The sequence below is a fragment of the Pantoea sp. B65 genome, assembly GCF_047308185.1.
Lineage (GTDB): Bacteria > Pseudomonadota > Gammaproteobacteria > Enterobacterales > Enterobacteriaceae > Erwinia.
The window spans coordinates 170,188-191,471 of the sequence record NZ_JAHXPU010000041.1; the positions used below are offsets into that span (position 1 = coordinate 170,188).

Genomic DNA, 21,284 nt, shown 5'->3' on the forward strand with positions numbered 1-21,284 from the left:
GTTTCAGGCACCGTTTTTCAGGGATTCAAGGTATTCCCAACGCTCAAAGGCGGTTTCCAGCTCCTGCTCGGTGTTTGCCAGCGCATCCAGTACCGGTTGGGTCTTGTCATGCGGCTGGTTAAAGAAGCTGGCATCGCCCATCTGCGCCTGCAGAGCGCTGATTTTATTCTCCAGCTCTTCCAGCTTTTGCGGCAACAACTCCAGTTCACGCTGGAGGTTATAGCTGAGTTTGCTGGCCGGACGTTTAACAGCTTCGCTTTTCGCGCTGTCCGTTTTGCCAGCGGTGATTGGTTTGCTGGCGGCACGGGTCTGCTTATAAGCCGCACGCTGCAGCTGGGCATCGTGATAGCCGCCAACAAAGCAGCCAATCTCACCATTGCCTTCAAAGATCCAGCAATCGGTAACGGTATTATCGACAAACTGACGATCGTGGCTGACCAGCAACACCGTGCCCTGATAGCCATCGATCAGCTCTTCCAGCAACTCCAGCGTTTCCACGTCGAGATCGTTGGTGGGTTCATCGAGGATCATCAGGTTACTGGGTTTCAGGAACAGACGCGCCAGCAACAAACGATTACGCTCCCCGCCTGACAGCGCACGTACCGGCGTCATAGCGCGTTTAGGATGGAACAGGAAGTCCTGCAGATAACCGAGCACATGGCGCGGTTTACCGTTCACCAGCACTTCCTGTTTACCTTCAGCAAGGTTATCCATCACCGTACGGTCCGGATCCAGCTCCGCACGGTGCTGATCGAAATAAGCCACTTCCAGCTTAGTACCAATATGCACGCGACCGCTATCAGCTTTCAGCTGATCCAGCATCAGTTTCAACAGCGTGGTTTTACCACAGCCGTTCGGCCCCACCAGCGCGATTTTATCACCACGCTGTACCTGAGCGGAGAACCCTTTCACCAGTTGCTTGCCGGAGACGCTGTAATCAACATTTTCCAGCTCAAAGACAATCTTACCGGAGCGTGAGGCCTCTCCCACCGACATATTGGCTTTGCCCATCACTTCACGACGCTCTGAACGTTCGCGGCGCAAGGCTTTTAACGCACGTACACGGCCTTCGTTACGCGTGCGGCGTGCCTTAATACCCTGACGGATCCACACCTCTTCCTGGGCCAGTTTGCGGTCGAATTCAGCATTCTGCATCTCTTCAACGCGCAGCGCTTCCTCTTTACCCAGCAGATACTGATCGTAATCACCTGGCCAGGAGACCAGCTTGCCGCGATCCAGATCGACAATGCGTGTCGCCATATTGCGGATAAAAGAACGGTCATGGGAAATAAAAACAATGCTGCCCTGGAAAGTTTTCAGGAAACCTTCCAGCCAGTCGATAGTTTCAATATCCAGGTGGTTGGTCGGCTCATCCAGCATCAGCACCCGCGGGTTGCTGACCAACGCGCGCCCGAGCGCCGCTTTACGCAGCCAGCCACCGGAGAGTGATGAAAGCAGCGCATCCGCCTCGAGGCCAATCTGTTCCAGCACATCATTGATGCGCCCTTCAAGCTGCCACAGGTTCTGATGGTCAAGAATGGTCTGCAAACGCGCCATCTCATTCAGGTTTTTATCGCTGGGATCTTCCATCACAATATGGGAGATCGCGTGATAAGCCTTCAGATGTTCGGCCTGCTCGGCCACGCCTTCGGCGACAAAGTCATACACCGTCCCCTGCACATTACGTGGCGGATCCTGTTGCAGACGCGCCACAATCAGATCCTGTTCGTAAATAATACGGCCATCGTCCAGCGGCTGTTCACCGTTGATTATCTTCATTAGCGTCGACTTTCCGGCGCCGTTACGGCCTACCAGGCAGACACGCTCATTCTCTTCAATATGAAGTTCAGTGTTATCCAACAGCGGCGCATCGCTGAATGACAGGTAAGCGCCATGAATACTGATCAGTGACATAAAACTTATTCCTTACCAGCGTGAGTAATCAGCCAGCAGTTATGAATTTGACGGTTGCGGGCAAAATCCTGTGACTGGGTTTTTGCCGTGATTTCCTGCGCACTCAGACCGAGGTCTGACAGCCCCTGCTGATCCATTTTGAATCCGCGCTTGTTATTGGAGAACATGATGGTGCCGCCCTTACGCAACAGACGTTTCAGGTCGGTCATTAGCGCGAGATGGTCGCGCTGCACATCAAAGCTCTCTTCCATACGTTTTGAATTTGAGAAGGTCGGCGGATCGATAAAGATCAGGTCGAACTGCTCATCGCTTTCCCGCAACCAGCTAAGACAATCGGCCTGCATCAGACGATGCTGACGGCCAGTGAGTCCGTTCAGACGTAAGTTGCGTTCTGCCCATTCCAGATAGGTACGTGACATATCCACCGTGGTGGTACTGCGCGCGCCACCCAGTCCGGCATGCACACTGGCGCTACCGGTATAGGCAAACAGGTTGAGGAAATCTTTTCCTTTACTCATTTGCCCCAGCATTTTACGGGCGATACGGTGGTCAAGGAACAGACCGGTGTCGAGGTAGTCGGTCAGATTAACCCATAATTTGGCATTAAATTCGGAAACTTCGAAGAAATCGCCCTTCTCGCCAAGTTTCTGATACTGGCTTTTGCCCTTCTGCTTTTCACGCGTTTTCATTACCAGCTTATTAGCGGGCAGATCGAGCACGCTGAGCGTGGCTGAAATCACATCAAACAGACGCTGGCGGGCTTTATTGGGATCGATGGTTTTTGGCGGAGCATACTCCTGAATCACCACCCAGTCACCGTAACGATCGACCGCCACATTATAGTCTGGCAGATCGGCGTCATAAATGCGGTAGCACTCGATGCCTTCCTGTTTCGCCCACTTTTCCAGCTTCTTCAGATTTTTGCGCAGGCGGTTCGCATAATCTTCCGCAATCTGCGCCACGCCGCCAGCGGTGGTGCTGGCAACCAGCTGATAGTTTTTCTGCACACAATCCAGCGGACCATTTTTCGCTTTAAACTGCCGCTCAGCGCGCAGCTGTAAACAACTTAACAGTTCCGGCGAGGCGCTGAACAGCGACAGATTCCAGCCGCCAAAGTGGCTTTTCATAATGCGCCCCAGCTGGCTGTGCAGCGCAATCAGCGCCGGTTCGCTTTCCAGACGTTCGCCGTAAGGCGGGTTACTCAATACCGTACCGGCCGGACCTTCCGGCAACGGGTTCGCCAGCTTTAAGACATCCTGCACCTCAAAGCTAATTAAATCCGCCAGCCCGGCACGACGCGCATTGGCGCGCGCACGTTCCATCACCCGTGGGTCGTTGTCATAACCCCAGAAACGTGACGTAGTCTCCTGCAGGCCACGACGCGCACGCACCTGGGCTTCGCTGGCCACTTCGCGCCATAGCGCGTCGTTATGTTGGTTCCAGCCGAGGAAGCCCCAGTGGGTACGATGCAGACCCGGAGCACGGTCGCTGGCGATCATCGCGGCTTCGATCAGCAGCGTGCCGGAACCACACATCGGATCGATCATCGGGGTGCCCGCCTGCCAGCCAGAGCGCATCACAATCGCTGCGGCCAGGTTCTCTTTTAACGGCGCCTGGCCAGCCTGCTGACGATAGCCACGCATATGCAGCCCGTCGCCGCTCAAATCGAGGGCAATGCTGGCGGTATCTTTATTCAGCCAGACGTTTACGCGAATATCAGGTTGTTCACGATCGACATTCGGACGCGGCAGATTTTTGCGCGTAAAACTGTCGACAATGGCATCTTTCACCTTCAGCGCACCAAACTGGCTGTTGCGAATCACCTCATTGGTGCCGCTAAAGTGCACGGCAAAGGTACGGTCGCTGTCAAACATCGCCGTCCAGTCAATCACCTGGGCGCCAAGATAGAGATCGAGGTCGCTGTAGACGCCACATTCGCTTAACGGCAACAGAATGCGCGACGCCAGCCGACTCCACATCAGGCTCTGATAGAGTAAACGATCGTCTCCCTGAAAATGTACGCCGCCCTGGACGACCTGACAGTCATGCGCACCCAGCGCTTCCAGTTCACTTTTTAATAGCTCTTCGAGCCCACGCGCCGTACTGGCAAACAGAGAATTCATATCGTCACTTACTGTCCTGAGAAAATTGTTGCGCATTATAGCTAATCACGGGCGCATGTCATAAATATTGACCATCACGCTGCAAGCTATCTTCGGGGTGGCAGCCTCGCGGGCAACAGAACGCTAGCGATCAGCGGGACATCTGCCCCATCCCTGGCGCTGCTGCAAGGTTTTATCAGCTTTAATCACCCCAGCGGCCTGATATTACCGAATCAATTAGCATTTGTACGGTGAGAGGGTTGTTTACCTGCTGAAATCATATTATTTGCGTCACAGCACTCCCTGCAATCAATGGCAAAATCCGCAGCTTGTTATAGTGTGGAAATCGCTGAATAAAGGTATGCTTTTATCACTATTTCAAATCATCAAAAAGCTTATGCATACAACATCTGTCACTCTGTCACGCCTGTTTATTCATCCGGTTAAATCGATGCGCGGACTACAGCTTTCCCACGCCCGGGTGCTGGAAAGCGGCCTCGCTTTTGATCGTATCTTTATGATCACCGAGCCTGATGGAAAATTTATTACCGCCCGCCAGTTTCCGCAAATGGTGCTATTTACCCCGGCGCTGACGCTGGAGGGTCTCTGGCTGAGCGCGCCGGATGGCAGCAGCGCCAACGTGCGCTTTACTGATTTCGCGGCTGAATCCGCGCCGACTGAAGTCTGGGGCAACCATTTTACCGCGCTGATCGCCCCGGAAAGTATTAATCGCTGGCTGAGCGGCTTCTTTCCGCGTCCGGTACAGCTGCGCTGGGTTGGCGCGGAAATGACGCGCCGGGTGAAGAAAAAGCCTGAAGTGCCGCTGGGATTTGCCGACGGCTATCCGTTTCTGCTGGTTAACGATGCCTCTTTGTTCGATTTGCAGCAGCGCTGTCCGGCCAGCGTCAAAGTGGAGCAGTTTCGTCCAAACCTGGTGGTGACTGGCGCCGCGCCCTGGGCGGAAGATAGCTGGTCGGTGATACGCATTGGCGATATTACTTTTGAGGTGCCGAAACCCTGCAGTCGCTGCATATTCACCACTGTCAGTCCGGAGCGCGGACGCAAACATCCCGGCGGCGAGCCGCTGACCAGCTTACAATCTTTCCGTAGCGCACTGGATGACAGTGGTGATGTTGATTTTGGCCTGAATCTGATTGCACGCAACAGCGGTGTTATCCGTGTTGGCGACCAGCTTGAAGTGCTGAAAAGCAAACCACCGCGCCCGTATGGCGCCGGCAAGGTAGTGGAAACCCTGCAGGTCACACCGCAGGCGGCAGGCAACGTTACCATTGGTTATCAGGGCGGCAGTTTCAGCGGTAATAACCAGCAGGTTTTACTGGAGCAGTTAGAGATGCAGGGACACAGTATCCCCTACTCCTGCCGCGCCGGCATCTGTGGCAGCTGTAAAATGACGCTGGTTTCCGGCGAGGTCAGAGCCATGAAGCAGGGCGCCATTCGTAACGATGGCACTATTCTGGCGTGTAGTTGTATTCCGGCTGGCGATATAGAACTGACCTGACAGATTTATTTAGCGCCGGGCGTAATTATGCAGGGCAGTCATGTATGGCTGCCGCCGTTATACCGCCTGGTCGTAGCGCAAGGCTTCTTTTTTTGCCTGGGGCAGCAGGCGGTCATGCATAACTTTGATCGCATCGCCCAGCACCATATTACGTCCCGCCAGGGTTAGCTGACTTTGCGCCAACAGACAAAGCGCGGCATTTTCACCGCTTTCCACCACCAGTAAACACGCCAGCTGGCCATTTTCACACAGCTTAACCCGTACCATATCGCCCTCACCCGGACGCCATTCAGCGTGGTGATAACTTTCAAAATGCCAGCTTTTAGGCATGAGCGGTTTCAGGAAGCGGGTGGCCACCAGCGCATTCAGTACCAGTTCCGCACGCTGATCGGCATTCAGATCCGCCATGCGGCACTTTTCATCGAAGGTAAAGAACAGCGCAGCATCATCAACGCAGAAACCCGACACGGCAAAAGCATCAGGGGTGAGCATTTTGCGCGGGAAACGGGAACGGAATAGCATACCATCCGCCAGATCGAGCATCATTCGATCGTGCTCTGCGTCAAAAAACCAACGCCAGTTGTCGTCAGGTTTAATTCTCATGGTACGCCCTTTAAGAAATAAATTGTTACTAACGCCGCTCTCCTGCACCTTGCAGATACAAAACGAAACTCAACGGCAAAATGAATAATAGACTAAATAATGACTGAATGGGATAAAATATAAACGAGCCAGAGGCAGAAATAAAGCCTCTGGCCAATTTAGCGCAGAATTGCTCTATCGGCAGGTCACAATTGCGTCACAATCTCTTTAATAAGCGACGGACCTTTAAAGATAAAGCCGGAATATATTTGCACCAGCGTGGCGCCGGCCGCGATTTTCTCACGCGCAGCAACCAGTGAATCAATGCCGCCGACACCGATAATCGGAATGCGGCCTTCCAGCTCCTGAGCCAGACGGCGAATCACTTCCGTACTGCGTAACTGAACCGGACGCCCGCTTAAACCTCCCGCCTCGTCACAATTTTTTAAACCGGCAACCAGAGAACGATCGAGGGTGGTATTGGTGGCGATCACACCATCAATATTATGACGCAGCAGGCTGCCGGCTATTTGGATCAACTCCTCTTCCGACAGATCCGGCGCGATCTTTACCGCTACCGGCACATATTTGTGATGGATTTTTTCCAGATCTTTCTGCTTTATTTTAATCGCCGCCAACAGCTCGTCTAATGCTTCCCCATATTGCAGGCTACGTAAACCCGGGGTGTTCGGCGAAGAGATATTGATGGCAATATAACCCGCATAGGGATAGACCTTCTCCATGCAAATTAAATAATCATCTTTGCCCTGCTCTACCGGCGTGTCTTTATTCTTGCCGATATTAATGCCGAGAATGCCAGTGAAGTGCGATTTCTTGACGTTTTCGATCAGATGATCGACGCCCAGATTGTTGAAACCCATCCGGTTGATGATCCCTTCGGCGGCAACAATACGGAACAAACGTGGCTTGTCATTACCAGCCTGCGGGCGTGGCGTCACGGTGCCGACCTCAACAAACCCAAAGCCCATGGCGCCTAAAGCATCAATGCACTCGCCATCCTTATCCAGCCCTGCGGCAAGTCCTAATGCATTTTTAAACGTCAGCCCCATACATTTTACCGGTCTGGACGGTAATTTCTGCCGGATTAAGGCTTCAAATGGGGTGCCGGAAAGTCGGCGTAACTGCTGAAAAGTCAGTTCATGCGCCCGCTCTGGATCGAGCTGAAACAGCGCTTTACGAACGAAAGGATAGTACATGCATACTCCTGAATTCCCGATGGCAAATCGGGGCGGTATTATCCGGGATAAAGAGAAGAAAAAACAGGATCTGAAACAAATCAGGTGAAATAAACGCAAACGTTTTCCCACAGCATGCCGCTGATTGCACTTCTTATCTCAAATCTGACTTAGATTTCCCGGATAAATCATTTAATCGCCTCCCGCGCCTCTGTCAGGATAACCTCATCTGTTCTGAATTAAGATTAATCAATAACTTTTAGTTATAAGGAGTCTTTATGCGCGTTATTACTCTGGCGGGAAGCCCTCGCTATCCTTCACGCTCCACGGCACTGTTAACCCTTTGCCAGACGGAGCTGGAAAAGCGTGGCGTTGAAGTGATTCCATGGAATCTGCACAACTTCCAGCCTGAAGACTTACTCTACGCGCGTTTTGACTCACCCGCTCTGCTGGCGCTGAAACAGGACCTGGAGAGTGCCGACGGGGTAATTGTCGCCACGCCCGTATATAAAGCTTCGTTCTCTGGCGCGCTGAAAACCCTACTGGATCTGCTGCCCGAGCGCGCACTCGAGCATAAAGTGGTATTACCGCTGGCGACGGGCGGCACTGTCGCGCATATGCTGGCGGTGGATTACGCCCTGAAGCCGGTACTGAACGCGCTGAAGGCGCAGGAAGTGTTACACGGCGTTTTTGCTGATGATTCGCAAATCACCCATTACGATCGCCAGCCGGAAGTGAATCAGGTGCTGGCCGCGCGTCTGGATGAGTCGCTGGATGCCTTCTGGCAGGCGCTGTCAAGACGACATCATACGCTGGCCACCGCAGTATAAGGAGCCCGGTATGAAAGGATTAACTTCCCTGCTTTCTGGCGTCGCACTGAGCGCCTTGCTGGCTTTCAGCGGCCAGGCCAGCGCCGATGCGCCAGCCCCCGCACAGTTCCGTATTGGCTATCAAAAGGGGTCGGTCAGCATGGTGCTGGCGAAATCCCATCAGTTACTGGAGAAAAGATTTCCCGCCACTGACATCCGCTGGGTTGAATTCCCCGCCGGACCGCAAATGCTGGAGGCGCTGAATGTCGGCAGCATTGATATCGGCAGCACCGGCGATATTCCACCGATTTTTGCCCAGGCCGCCGGCGCTGACCTGCTGTATGTCGGCGTGGAGCCACCAAAGCCAAAAGCGGAAGTGATTCTGGTGCCGAAAAACAGCCCGCTGAACACCGTGGCGGACCTGAAAGGGCATAAAGTTGCCTTTCAGAAAGGTTCCAGCTCCCACAATCTGCTGCTACGCGCGCTACGCCAGGCCGGTCTGAGTTTCAGCGATATCAAAGCTACTTATCTGACGCCGGCCGATGCCCGCGCGGCATTCCAGCAAGGCGACGTGGATGCCTGGGCGATCTGGGATCCTTACTACTCTGCGGCATGGTTGCAGGGCGATGTCCGGGTGTTAAAAGATGGCACCGATCTGAATCAGACCGGCTCCTTCTATCTCGCCAGCCGTACTTTTACCCATGCCCATGGCGCCTTTGTTCGTCAGGTACTGGATACTTTTACTCAGGCAGATGCCCTGACGCGTACGCAGACTGAACAAAGCATCGACCTGCTGGCGCAGGCGATGGGCTTGCCGAAACCGGTGATTGCCAGCTATCTCAGCCACCGTCCGCCAACGGCAATTACGCCGGTCGATGAGAAAACTGTCAAAGCGCAGCAACAGACCGCCGATCTGTTTTATGAAAATCATTTAATGCCGGTGAAAGTCAATATTGCCGATCGCATCTGGCACGACAGCCCGGTAAACCCATAAAGGAGCGCATCATGAGTCTTTCCGTTTTTTGGTTTCTGCCTACTCACGGTGATGGCCATTATCTTGGTACCGCTGAGGGTGCACGTCCGGTTGATCACGGCTACCTGCAGCAGATTGCCCAGGCTGCCGATCGTCTGGGTTTTGCTGGCGTACTGATCCCGACCGGTCGCTCCTGTGAGGATGCGTGGCTGGTCGCGGCTTCGTTGATCCCGGTAACCCAGCGTCTGCGTTTTCTGGTGGCATTGCGACCGGGGGTGATCTCCCCTACTCAGGCTGCGCGTCAGGCAGCAACCCTTGACCGCCTCTCTAATGGCCGCACCCTGTTTAATCTGGTCACCGGCGGCGATCCTGAAGAGCTGGCCGGAGACGGCGTGTTTCTCGACCACCGCGAGCGCTATGCCGAATCGGCAGAGTTTACCCGCGTCTGGCGCCGGGTGCTGGAAGGAGAAACCGTCGATTATGAAGGCAAGCATATTCATGTGCGCGGTGCGCGCCTGATGTTTAAACCGGTGCAGCAACCGCGTCCGCCGCTGTGGTTTGGCGGCTCCTCGGATGTGGCGCAGGATCTGGCCGCAGAGCAGGTGGATGTTTATCTGACCTGGGGGGAACCTCCGGCACAGGTGAAAGAGAAAATTGAAACGGTACGCGTTAAAGCGGCGGCACAGGGGCGTAGCGTGCGTTTTGGTATCCGTCTGCACGTCATCGTACGCGAAACCAATCAAGAAGCCTGGCAGGCGGCTGAGCGGCTGATCTCCCATCTTGACGATGCCACCATTGCCAAAGCGCAGCAGGCCTTTGCCCGTACCGATTCAGTGGGCCAGCAACGTATGGCATCCCTGCATGGCGGACGCCGTGACAAGCTGGAAATCAGCCCGAACCTGTGGGCCGGTGTCGGTCTGGTACGCGGCGGCGCCGGTACTGCGCTGGTGGGTGATGGTGAGGCGGTGGCGGCGCGGATGCAGGAATATGCCGACCTCGGGATTGAGACCTTTATTCTCTCCGGCTATCCCCATCTGGAAGAAGCTTATCGCGTCGGCGAACTGCTGTTCCCACATCTGGACCTGAACGTGCCGACGATCCCACAGCCGTCTAAAATATCAGCCCACGGTGAAGCAGTGGCACATGGCTTCGCCCCGCAAAAAGTATCGCAAAGCTAAGAGGTGACGATGAGCAAGCGACGCAACCGGGTGGTTAACCAGCTGGTTCCCTGGGCACTGCCGGCACTACTGATTGTAGTCTGGCAAGTTGCCTCGCAAAACGGGTGGTTGTCGACGCGCATTTTGCCGTCGCCGGAAAATATTGTGCTCACCTTCTGGCGTTTATCCGCCAGCGGGGAGTTGTGGCAACATCTGGCGATCAGCGGCTGGCGTGCGGTGATCGGTTTCAGTATCGGCGGTTCGATAGGCCTGCTGTTGGGACTGATTACCGGCATGTCGCACTGGGGTGAACGCCTGCTGGATACATCGATTCAGATGCTGCGCAATGTGCCGCATCTGGCGCTGATCCCGCTGGTGATCCTGTGGTTTGGTATTGATGAAACCGCCAAAATCTTTCTGGTCGCCCTCGGTACCCTGTTCCCCATCTATCTGAATACCTGGCATGGCATTCGTAACATCGACAGCGGTCTGGTGGAAATGGCGCGCAGTTATGGCCTGTCGGGCTGGAGCCTGTTTGTGCAGGTGATCCTGCCAGGCGCCCTGCCATCCATTATGGTCGGCGTGCGCTTTGGCCTCGGCCTGATGTGGCTGACACTGATTGTCGCCGAAACCATTTCAGCCAATTCCGGCATTGGCTATCTGGCAATGAATGCGCGTGAATTTTTGCAAACCGATGTGGTGGTGGTCGCCATTATTCTTTACGCCCTGCTCGGGAAACTGGCTGATGTCAGTGCGCTGCTGCTTGAGCGTGTCTGGCTACGCTGGCATCCGGCATATCAACTAAAAGAGGAAAACGCATGAGCGAGTTAGCAACCTCTCCGGCGCGTCTCAATGCCGGTATGCCACTGGTGATTAATGGTGTCGGTAAGCAGTACAGCGGACGCACTATTCTTAATAATATCAATCTGCATATTCCGGCCGGGCAGTTTGTGGCGGTGGTCGGTCGCAGCGGCTGTGGTAAAAGCACCCTGCTGCGCCTGCTGGCCGGGCTGGAAACCACCAGCTCCGGCGAGCTACTGGCAGGGAGTGCCCCCCTGAGCGCGTCGCGCGATGATACGCGCCTGATGTTTCAGGATGCGCGTCTGCTGCCGTGGAAAAGCGTGATTGATAATGTCGGACTCGGTTTACGCGGTAAGTCCTGGCGCAGTGCAGCGCTGGATGCGCTTGCGGCGGTCGGACTGGCGGATCGCGCCGGTGAGTGGCCCGCCGCTCTTTCCGGCGGCCAGAAACAGCGTGTGGCGCTGGCGCGGGCGCTGATTCATCGACCCGGTTTACTGTTACTGGATGAACCCCTGGGGGCGCTGGATGCGCTGACACGTATTGAGATGCAGGGACTCATCGAATCCCTCTGGCAGCAGCATCACTTCACCGTACTGTTGGTCACCCATGATGTCAGCGAAGCGGTGGCGATGGCAGATCGGGTACTGTTGATTGAGGAAGGCAATGTCGGACTGGATTTGCTGGTTGACCTGCCACGCCCGCGACGGCGGGGATCGGCGAAACTGGCGGAGCTGGAAGCCGAAGTGCTGGATCGGGTAATGAAACGTGCGCCGTCGCCAGCGGAAAAACGTTATGCCCGCGGCTGATTAAAAACGGGCGGCATTTTGCCGCCCGCTATTTATTACGCGTTTAATGCTTCAACCAGCGGGAAATTAATCTGTATAAAATTATCGTCATGACTAACAGATAAAACAAAATGGTGAAGAATTCGATCCAACTCCCCTCACTGTCCTGTCCTGGCAACCTCCAGCCCAGATTGAATAGCATCGTTTCCAGCATTAGAGAGGTTGAATAGAGAAAACTTTTCAATGGGCCGATCTGGCGTGACACAATAAATATGCTAAAGAAACAGACCAGAAAGATTAACGTTTTTTTGCCGTACTTAGCGCAGTTTGCATAAACCAAAATCCCGGCTCCCTGTCACATCAACACGACCATAAGCCATCAACTCAGAGTGACCAGGAACCCGAACCTTTTTCCTGCTCAGCAATGCCTGCCTGACCATAGCAAAATCATGCATACGGAAAAACGTAATACAACCCCATGAAGTACCAGAGCCATTGGGGCGCAGCGGATGCAACCTGAACTGCCCACGCCTGACGCCGTTGACATAAAGCCAGTCGTTCATTATCTGAAAACTAAACAGTCCGAACCACACGGAGAGGTAAAGCTGCATAAGGAATATCGGCACACTCTGGCATGTTTGAAAAGGGACGATCACCTGAGAACACCTCAAATGCTCCCACGCCATAGCAATGAAATCTGGCCTTTGCGCCATTTTCATACAAATTTTGATAATCAAGCCGACAGATTTGCATAGTGAGTCCTTTACAGTCATTCCTGCCATCCCTTATGGCAGGAGTAATTTTATCCAGACGCAGGCAAAGAAAACATGGTGTTTAACGATTGATGGGGTAGAAATGAGGGTGTTATCACAAAACAGAGAGTGCAGGCGGCATTTTGCCGCCCGCTATTTATTACGCGTTTAATGCTTTACTGATCTTCTCATACAGATCACCGGAAAGTTTATCCAGACCTTTCAGCTGTTCCAGCGCCTGACGCATCAGCCCCTGACGAGTGGCATCGTAACGCTTCAGACGAATCAACGGTTCAATCATTCGTGCGGCAACCTGTGGGTTGCGGGTGTTCAGATCGCTAAGGATCTCCACCAGGAATTGATAGCCGCTGCCATCGATAGCATGGAACGCCGCCGGATTCGCCGAGGCAAAAGCACCAATCAGTGAACGAATGCGGTTTGGATTTCCCAGACTAAAGGAACGGTGGTGCAGCAGTTCACGTACCCGGGACAGCACATCCGCCGCCGGGCTGGTAGCCTGTAGCACAAACCATTTATCCATTACCAGGCCATCCTGGTGCCAGCGATCATCAAAGTCCGCCAGCAACGCAGTGCGACACGGCAACTGCGCCGCCACCGCTGCCGACATCGCCGCCAGCGCGTCGGTCATATTGTTCGCCTGCTGATACTGGGTGGTCACCAGCTTTTCCGCCAGCGTCACATCATTCAGCGCCAGATAGCTGAGACAGACATTTTTCAGCGCACGCTTGCCAATCTCCGCATGCTCAACCCGGTACTCACTACTGTGATTCGCGCGATATACCGCCAGCAACTCATCCGCCAGCTCCGTGGCCAGGGTAAGCATCAGCGCATGACGCACTGCCGCATTGGCCTCAGGGTCGATGATTTCAAACAGTTCGGCGATTTCGTTCTCACCCGGCAGGCTGAGAATCAGCGCCATCAGCGCCGGATCGCTGTTTTCATCCAGCAGCACCGCACGGAAGGCATCGGCCACGTGCAACGGCAGCGACAGCGGCTGTCCCTGCTGATGACGCGCCACATTCAATTTGATATAGGTCGCCAGCAGACTCTGCGCGGCATCCCAACGTGAGAAATCGTTGCTGGCGTGACGCATCAGGAAGGTCAGTTGCGCATCGCTCCACTTATAGTCGAGCTTCACCGGCGCGGAGAATTCGCGCAGCAGTGACGGCACCGGCTGGAACCAGACGTTATCAAAGACAAAAGTCTGGAACTCTTCGGTGACATTCAGCACGTTGTGTACCGCATGACCGTTATGCTGCAGCGGGATTACCTTGCCTTCGCCATCATACAGTTCAATATCCAGCGGAATATGCAGCGGCAGCTTCTCTTTCTGGTCGGCGGTCGGCGGCGTCATCTGCGTGACATGCAGGGTGTACTGCTCAAGGTCCGGATTGTAGTCGTCACGCACCGACAGCACCGGCGTACCGGACTGGCTATACCAGCGGCGGAACTGCGCCAGGTCGACATTCGACGCATCTTCCATCGCCTGCACAAAATCATCACAGGTCGCGGCGCTGCCATCATGGCGCTCAAAGTAGAGCTGCATCCCTTTCTGAAAGTTCTCTTCACCCAGTAAGGTATGCAGCATGCGGATCACTTCCGAGCCTTTCTCATACACCGTCAGGGTATAAAAGTTATTCATCTCGATAACCTGATCGGGACGAATCGGATGCGCCATCGGGCTGGCGTCTTCAGCGAACTGTGAACCGCGCATGACACGCACATTATCAATACGGTTAACTGCACGCGAACCGAGATCGGAGCTGAACTCCTGATCGCGGAATACCGTCAACCCCTCTTTCAGGCTGAGCTGGAACCAGTCGCGGCAGGTTACACGGTTGCCGGTCCAGTTATGGAAATACTCATGGCCAATCACCGCTTCAATACCGAGGTAATCTTTATCGGTGGCGGTTTCCGCTTTTGCCAGTACATATTTGGAGTTAAAGACATTCAGGCCTTTATTTTCCATCGCCCCCATATTGAAGAAATCCACGGCGACGATCATAAAGATATCGAGATCGTATTCGAGGCCAAAACGCTCCTCATCCCATTTCATACTGTTTTTCAGCGAAGTCATCGCCCAGTCTGCGCGATCGAGATTGCCACGATCGACGTAGATCTCCAGCGCGACTTCACGCTGCGAACGGGTAGTGAAACTGTCACGCAGCACATCGAAATCACCGGCGACCAGCGCAAACAGATAGCAGGGTTTGGGGAACGGATCTTGCCACTTCATCCAGTGGCGACCGTCTTCCATGGTACCGCTGTCGAGGCGATTGCCGTTGGATAGCAGGAAAGGATAACGCGCCTGCTCGGCAATAATGGTGGTGGTAAAACGCGCCAGTACGTCCGGACGGTCAAGATACCAGGTGATATGACGGAAACCTTCCGCTTCACACTGGGTACAGAGTGCTTCACCAGATTTATACAGCCCTTCCAGCGCGGTATTTTTATCCGGGTGAATTTCGTTAACAATTTTTAGCGTAAAGGCTTCTGGTAGCTGTTCAATGAGCAGCGCGCCCTCCTCCAGCTGATAATGACGCCACGGCTGGCCATCAATTTCCAGCGAAATCAGCGTCAAATCTTCGCCATCCAGGCGCAATGCGGCATTGCTGGCGCCGAGGCGCTTGATCCGACTCACCGCCGTCACCTGAGTAGTGCTGGCATCAAGGTTAAAAGTCAGATCAATATCAGTAATAGTGTAATCAGGCGCACGATAATCATGGCGATATTTAGCTTGAGGCTGTTGCGTCATAGAATCCTTCTCACGTCATAAAAGTTAATCCATTCAAGTCTATTCCTGTTACGTGCATGTTGCCACGTCGAATGCCGTCAATCGCAGCAATTGATACATCCCATTAACAATGGCACTTTTTAACCTCGACCCAACCGGCTGATTTGTGCTGTGATCGGGTTCATTAAATATAATATCCGGTTATACTTCGCCTCTTAATTGAGACATCTTACTTATCACCAGGGATAACGCTCTGCGCGAGAGGATGCTGAAACGCACCATGACACGACACGCTTCCCCGATATTGACGACACTGCTTGATACTGACGCTTATAAGCTACATATGCAGCAAGCCGTGTTTCATCGCTATCACAACGTTTCCGTTGCGGCTGAGTTTCGCTGCCGGGGTGACGATTTACTGGGTGTTTATGCTGATGAAATTTCTCAGCAGATTGCCCTGATGGCTTCACTGGCGCTGAGTGATGAGGAGTATGTTTACCTCTCCGGCCTGCCGTTCTTTAAACCGGACTATCTCGACTGGCTGCGTGATTTCCGCTTCGACCCCGCCCAGGTGCGGGTACGTAATCATCAGGGCAAACTGGATATTCGCATCACCGGTCCGTGGCGCGAAGTGATCATGTGGGAAGTTCCGCTGCTGGCGTTGATCAGTGAAGTGGTGCATCGCCATCGCTCACCCTGGGTGACCAGCGCGATGGCGGTTGAACATCTGCACAGTAAGCTGACGGCATTTAACACTCTGACCGCCGATCTTGATATGTCGCGCTTTAAGCTAATGGACTTCGGTACTCGCCGCCGCTTCTCTGGCGAGGTGCAACTGGCCATTGTCAGCACGCTGCAGCAGCAGTTCCCGTGGCTGGTCGGTTCCAGTAACTACGATATCGCCCGTAAGCTCGGCATTGCGCCGGTGGGGACCCAGGCCCATGAATGGTTCCAGGCCCATCAGCAGATCAGTCCGGTACTGGCCAACAGCCAGCGCGCAGCGTTGCAGGCATGGCTGGATGAGTATGACGGCCAACTCGGCATCGCCTTAACCGACTGCATTACCATGGATGCTTTCCTGCGGGATTTCGGGCCGGCGTTTGCCAGTCACTATCAGGGGCTGCGCCATGATTCCGGCGACCCGCTGGAATGGGGTGAAAAAGCCATCGCCCATTATCAGCGGCTGGATATCGACCCGCTCAGCAAAACCCTGGTATTTTCCGATAATCTGGATCTGGAAAAAGCGGTCAGTCTGTATCGTCACTTTGGTCAGCGCGCCAATGTGATCTTCGGTATTGGTACCCGCCTTACCTGCGATATTCCGCAGGTCAAGCCGCTGAATATCGTTATCAAGCTGGTTGAGTGTAATGGTAAGCCGGTGGCAAAACTCTCCGACAGCCCGGGGAAAACCATCTGCCAGGATCAGGCTTTTGTTCGCGCCCTGCGTAAAGCCTTTGATCTGCCACTGGTGAAAAAAGCCAGTTAACACCCGCCGGGGGCAAACTGAGTTGCCCCCGGCATCACTTTGCGCACGCTATCGCCTTAAGAAATCTTATCTTCTGCCGCTAATTCTTCTTGTGTCCTGCCTGACGGCAAGTAACATAGCAAGACCCCCCAATTTGGGGGCCCTTAATATTCAAATCAGATCACAATTAAAGAGAGAAATTTATGAGCGTAGTGCCTGTAGCGGATGTACTGCATGGCCGGGTCGCGGTTGACAGCGAAGTCACCGTACGCGGCTGGGTACGTACCCGAAGAGATTCAAAAGCCGGTATTTCCTTTGTCGCCGTTTATGACGGTTCCTGCTTTAATCCCGTTCAGGCTGTCGTAAATAATTCTCTGAATAATTATCAGGATGAAATATTGCGCCTGACCACCGGCTGCTCAGTGATTGTCACCGGTAAAGTCGTTGCCTCGCCTGGCGAAGGCCAGCAGTTTGAAATCCAGGCAACCGCCGTTGAAGTCGTCGGCTGGGTTGACGATCCTGATACTTATCCGATGGCCGCCAAACGCCACAGCATCGAGTATCTGCGTGAAGTCGCCCACCTGCGCCCGCGTACTAACCTGATTGGCGCCGTGGCGCGTGTGCGCCATACTCTGGCGCAGGCTCTGCACCGCTTCTTCCATGAGAATGGTTATTTCTGGGTATCAACGCCGCTGATCACCGCTTCGGATACCGAAGGCGCCGGTGAAATGTTCCGCGTCTCGACGCTGGATCTGGAAAACCTGCCGCGTGACGCGCAGGGTAAAGTGGATTTCAGCGAAGATTTCTTTGGTAAAGAGGCCTTCCTGACGGTTTCCGGCCAGCTGAATGGCGAAACCTACGCCAGCGCGCTGTCAAAAATCTACACCTTTGGCCCGACCTTCCGTGCGGAAAACTCCAATACCAGTCGCCATCTGGCTGAATTCTGGATGCTGGAGCCGGAAATTGCCTTCGCGACGCTTGATGATGCCGCCGCACTGGCGGAAGCGATGCTGAAGTATGTCTTTAAAGCGGTGCTCGACGAACGCGCTGATGATATGGCCTTCTTTGCTGAGCGTGTAGACAAAGACGCCATTGCGCGCCTGGAACGTTTTGTCACCACCGATTTTGCTCAGGTCGATTACACCGATGCCGTCAATATCTTGTTAGCCTCCGGCCAGAAATTTGAAAACGATGTCTCCTGGGGTATCGATCTCTCCTCCGAACATGAACGTTATCTGGCAGAGAAACACTTTAAAGCGCCGGTAGTGGTAAAAAACTATCCGAAAGACATCAAAGCTTTCTATATGCGTATGAATGACGATGGCAAAACGGTCGCCGCCATGGACGTACTGGCGCCAGGCATTGGCGAAATTATCGGTGGTTCCCAGCGTGAAGAGCGTCTGGATGTGCTGGATGCCCGTCTCGCAGAGATGGGACTGAATAAAGAAGATTACTGGTGGTATCGTGATCTGCGTCGCTATGGCACAGTACCGCATTCAGGTTTTGGATTAGGTTTCGAACGATTAATCGCCTATGTCACCGGCGTACAAAATGTAAGAGACGTTATCCCCTTCCCACGCACGCCACGCAACGCGAGTTTCTAATTTTCGGCATTAAATATAAGAAATTCATATATATAACAAGGTCAGCCCAGCTGGCCTTTTTTTATTTTTGTAAATTTTGAGTTGTCTCACAAAGTTCCGTGTTTTTTACATTTTGTAATACATATTTTCCTTTTGAAACCAGATTAGGATATTAGTAGCATTTTCGGGGTAGATTAACGGTGCCTGGAATGGAAAGATGCGTGCAGACACAGGAAGACACCAAACTATCCTCATAGTTCTGTAAAGAATTAATGACGGCAGTGGCAGGTGTCCGAATAAACTCCAATGAGGGTAATAAATAAATGATGAAGCGCAACATTCTTGCAGTGGTAATTCCAGCTCTGTTGGCTGCTGGTGCAGCAAACGCAGCAGAAGTTTACAACAAAGATGGCAACAAACTGGACCTGTACGGTCGTGCGCAGGGTCTGCACTACTTCTCAGACGACAGCGGCAATGACGGTGACAAATCATACGTCCGTTTCGGCTTTAAAGGCGAAACTCAGATCAATGACCAGCTGACCGGTTACGGCCAGTGGGAATACAACATTCAGGCTAACAAATCTGAAGGTTCTGACGCTACTGACGGCACCAAAACCCGTCTGGGCTTTGCTGGTCTGAAATTCGGCGACGCCGGTTCTATCGACTACGGTCGTAACTACGGCGTGGCTTATGATGCAATCGCATGGACTGACATGCTGCCAGAATTCGGTGGTGACTTCGGCAACTCCGACACCATGACCAGCCGTACTACTGGTGTGGCTACCTACCGTAACACCAACTTCTTTGGTCTGGTTGATGGCTGGGACTTTGCAGTTCAGTACCAGGGCAAAAACGAACGTAGCGTAGCTCAGAAAGCCAACGGCGACGGCTACGGTATCTCCTCATCTTACGTTTCCCCAATCGGTGTTGGTGTTGTTGCTGCATACGCAAGCCAGGATCGTACTGAAGTGCAGAACGCTACCGGCGTTGGCAGAGGTGACCGTGCAGAAGTTTGGGCTGCTGGCCTGAAATATGACGCAAACAGCATCTATCTGGCAGCAACCTACGGTGAAGGCCGTAACGAAACACCAATTACTGTTGCTGGCGTTGATGGTTTCGCTAACAAATCTTCTACCACTGAATTTGTAGCTCAGTACCAGTTCGATTTCGGTCTGCGCCCGGAAGTGGCCTATGTTCAGGGCAAAGCTAAAGACGTAGAAAACATTGGCGATGCTGACCTGTACAAATATGTTTCTGTTGGTAGCACTTACTACTTCAACAAAAACATGAGCACCTATGTTGACTACCGTATCAACCTGCTGAACGACGACAATGCTCTGGGTCTGGCAACTGATGATATCGTAGCACTGGGTCTGATTTACCAGTTCTAATTGCCTGCCATGATGTGCGAGCAATCGCCACTCATCGCTGCATAAAAGACGGAGCCGCAAGGCTCCGTTTTTATTTGTGCGCTACCCACTCCGACGGTTTTTACCGTGCCGATCACAGACTCCCGATCAGGACCGCTCTTTTTCTCGCAAACGGTTGGCATTTAGCCTTTCTGGCGTTAACCTGAGCGCTCAATTCGCTTTGTTTAAGCTTACGGACCTCTCACATGTTTGAAAATATTGCAGCTGCACCCGCCGACCCTATTCTTGGCTTAGCCGATCTTTTCCGCGCCGATGACCGCCCAAATAAAATCAATCTCGGGATTGGTGTGTACAAAGATGAAACCGGCAAAACCCCGGTTCTGACCAGTGTGAAAAAAGCGGAACAGTTTCTGCTGGAAAATGAAACCAGCAAAAACTATCTGAGCATTGACGGACTGGCTGAGTTCGGTCACTGCACACAGGAGCTGTTGTTTGGTAAAGGTCACGAGATTATTAGTGCCAAACGTGCGCGTACCGCACAGACTCCAGGCGGCACCGGTGCATTACGTGTGGCTGCGGATTTTCTTGCCGGGCAAACAGCGGTAAAACGCATTTGGGTCAGTAACCCAAGCTGGCCGAACCATAAAAACGTGTTCGAATCTGCCGGTCTGGAAGTTTGCGAATACAACTATTATGACGCTGAACATCATCAGCTGAATTTCGACGGTATGGTTGCCAGTCTGCGTCAGGCGCAGGCGGGTGATGTGGTGTTATTCCATGGCTGCTGCCATAACCCTACCGGTATTGACCCAACGGCAGAGCAGTGGGCGCAGCTGGCCGAGTTATCACTGGCTGGTGGCTGGTTGCCGCTGTTCGATTTTGCTTACCAGGGTTTCGCTCGCGGTCTGGAAGAGGACGCAGAAGGCCTGCGTATCTTCGCTGGCAGCCATAAAGAGTTTCTGGTAGCCAGTTCCTACTCCAAAAACTTCGGCCTCTACAATGAGCGCGTAGGTGCCTTTACGCTGGTCGCAGCCGAGGCGGCCATCGCTGATGTCTCTTTCAGCCAGGTGAAAGCCACCATTCGTGCCAACTACTCTAACCCACCGGCGCATGGTGCGGCAGTGGTTGCCACTATTCTTGGCAATGATGCGCTGCGCGCCATCTGGGAACAGGAGCTGACCGATATGCGTCAGCGCATCCAACGTATGCGTCAGCTGTTTGTGAATACCCTGCAGGAGAAAGGCGCCAATCGTGATTTCAGCTTTATTATCAACCAGAACGGGATGTTCTCATTCAGCGGCCTGACCAAAGATCAGGTTATTCGTCTGCGTGAAGAGTTTGGCGTCTATGCAGTAAATTCCGGACGTGTAAACGTCGCCGGAATGACACCGGATAATATGGCGCCACTGTGTGAAGCCATCGTCGCGGTGCTGTAAAATTCTACCGACGGCATACGCCGGCACGGTGCGTCCAGGGGAGCCATTAATGGCTCCCCTTAGCATGTATTATTGCAGAAAAGGG

At 53.5% G+C, this 21,284-nt stretch carries 16 protein-coding genes; 10 read left to right on the forward strand and 6 right to left on the reverse strand.

The features are described from left to right. Positions 1 to 3: 3 nt before the first annotated feature. A complete protein-coding gene (locus JWF83_RS21155) occupies positions 4 to 1,914 on the reverse strand; it encodes an ABC transporter ATP-binding protein (RefSeq protein WP_413652417.1) in 1,911 nt (636 codons plus the stop codon). Positions 1,915 to 1,919: 5 nt separating this feature from the next. Next, entirely contained in the window at positions 1,920 to 4,037 is a 2,118-nt protein-coding gene (rlmKL, locus tag JWF83_RS21160) for a bifunctional 23S rRNA (guanine(2069)-N(7))-methyltransferase RlmK/23S rRNA (guanine(2445)-N(2))-methyltransferase RlmL (RefSeq protein ID WP_413652418.1), read from the reverse strand. A gap of 376 nt (positions 4,038 to 4,413) precedes the next feature. Between rlmKL and JWF83_RS21165 the strand changes: the two genes are divergently transcribed. Further along, entirely contained in the window at positions 4,414 to 5,535 is a 1,122-nt protein-coding gene (locus JWF83_RS21165; RefSeq protein WP_413652419.1) for a YcbX family protein, read from the forward strand. A 57-nt stretch (positions 5,536 to 5,592) separates the two neighbouring features. On the opposite strand, the gene JWF83_RS21170 is transcribed toward JWF83_RS21165, so the two are convergent. Further along, positions 5,593 to 6,138, reverse strand: coding sequence for a cell division protein ZapC (locus JWF83_RS21170; RefSeq protein WP_413652421.1), 546 nt, complete (start codon positions 6,136 to 6,138; stop codon positions 5,593 to 5,595). Positions 6,139 to 6,323: 185 nt separating this feature from the next. Beyond that, positions 6,324 to 7,334, reverse strand: a complete 1,011-nt coding sequence (gene pyrD, locus JWF83_RS21175) for a quinone-dependent dihydroorotate dehydrogenase (RefSeq protein WP_413652422.1) — start codon at positions 7,332 to 7,334, stop codon at positions 6,324 to 6,326. Between the two features lie 257 nt (positions 7,335 to 7,591). On the opposite strand from pyrD, the gene ssuE reads away from it, so the two are divergent. Genes ssuE through ssuB form a run of 5 tightly spaced genes read left to right on the forward strand, consistent with a single transcriptional unit; the run spans position 7,592 to position 11,859 of the window. After that, a complete protein-coding gene (gene ssuE / locus JWF83_RS21180; protein ID WP_413652424.1) occupies positions 7,592 to 8,143 on the forward strand; it encodes an NADPH-dependent FMN reductase in 552 nt (183 codons plus the stop codon). A gap of 10 nt (positions 8,144 to 8,153) precedes the next feature. Beyond that, positions 8,154 to 9,116 carry a sulfonate ABC transporter substrate-binding protein gene (locus tag JWF83_RS21185; protein ID WP_413652426.1) on the forward strand — a complete coding sequence of 321 codons (963 nt, stop codon included), beginning with the start codon at positions 8,154 to 8,156 and terminating at the stop codon, positions 9,114 to 9,116. A gap of 11 nt (positions 9,117 to 9,127) precedes the next feature. Continuing rightward, on the forward strand, positions 9,128 to 10,273 hold the full coding sequence (ssuD, locus tag JWF83_RS21190) for an FMNH2-dependent alkanesulfonate monooxygenase (RefSeq protein WP_413652428.1): 1,146 nt from the start codon (positions 9,128 to 9,130) through the stop codon (positions 10,271 to 10,273). A gap of 9 nt (positions 10,274 to 10,282) precedes the next feature. Continuing rightward, on the forward strand, positions 10,283 to 11,074 hold the full coding sequence (gene ssuC, locus JWF83_RS21195) for an aliphatic sulfonate ABC transporter permease SsuC (protein WP_413652430.1): 792 nt from the start codon (positions 10,283 to 10,285) through the stop codon (positions 11,072 to 11,074). After that, on the forward strand, positions 11,071 to 11,859 hold the full coding sequence (ssuB, locus tag JWF83_RS21200) for an aliphatic sulfonates ABC transporter ATP-binding protein (protein WP_413652431.1): 789 nt from the start codon (positions 11,071 to 11,073) through the stop codon (positions 11,857 to 11,859). The genes ssuC and ssuB overlap by 4 nt, the downstream gene beginning before the upstream one ends. Positions 11,860 to 12,155: 296 nt before the next feature. Here ssuB and JWF83_RS21205 read toward each other — a convergent pair whose 3' ends face one another. Both JWF83_RS21205 and pepN read right to left on the reverse strand, forming a co-directional pair. Then, positions 12,156 to 12,611 (reverse strand): tlde1 domain-containing protein, encoded by a 456-nt coding sequence (locus JWF83_RS21205; protein WP_413652433.1) that lies wholly within the window; start codon positions 12,609 to 12,611, stop codon positions 12,156 to 12,158. A 139-nt stretch (positions 12,612 to 12,750) separates the two neighbouring features. After that, positions 12,751 to 15,366: an aminopeptidase N gene (gene pepN, locus JWF83_RS21210; protein ID WP_413652434.1), complete on the reverse strand. Its 2,616-nt coding sequence runs from the start codon at positions 15,364 to 15,366 to the stop codon at positions 12,751 to 12,753. Positions 15,367 to 15,625: 259 nt separating this feature from the next. On the opposite strand from pepN, the gene pncB reads away from it, so the two are divergent. From pncB to JWF83_RS21230, 4 genes are all read left to right on the forward strand, one after another. Continuing rightward, complete coding sequence (pncB, locus tag JWF83_RS21215; RefSeq protein WP_413652435.1) at positions 15,626 to 16,831, forward strand: nicotinate phosphoribosyltransferase; 1,206 nt, start codon at positions 15,626 to 15,628, stop codon at positions 16,829 to 16,831. Positions 16,832 to 17,013: 182 nt separating this feature from the next. After that, complete coding sequence (asnS, locus tag JWF83_RS21220; protein ID WP_413652436.1) at positions 17,014 to 18,414, forward strand: asparagine--tRNA ligase; 1,401 nt, start codon at positions 17,014 to 17,016, stop codon at positions 18,412 to 18,414. A gap of 302 nt (positions 18,415 to 18,716) precedes the next feature. Further along, complete coding sequence (gene ompF / locus JWF83_RS21225; RefSeq protein ID WP_413652438.1) at positions 18,717 to 19,784, forward strand: porin OmpF; 1,068 nt, start codon at positions 18,717 to 18,719, stop codon at positions 19,782 to 19,784. Positions 19,785 to 20,008: 224 nt separating this feature from the next. After that, positions 20,009 to 21,199, forward strand: coding sequence for an amino acid aminotransferase (locus JWF83_RS21230; protein WP_413652439.1), 1,191 nt, complete (start codon positions 20,009 to 20,011; stop codon positions 21,197 to 21,199). The last annotated feature ends 85 nt before the right edge of the window (positions 21,200 to 21,284 follow it).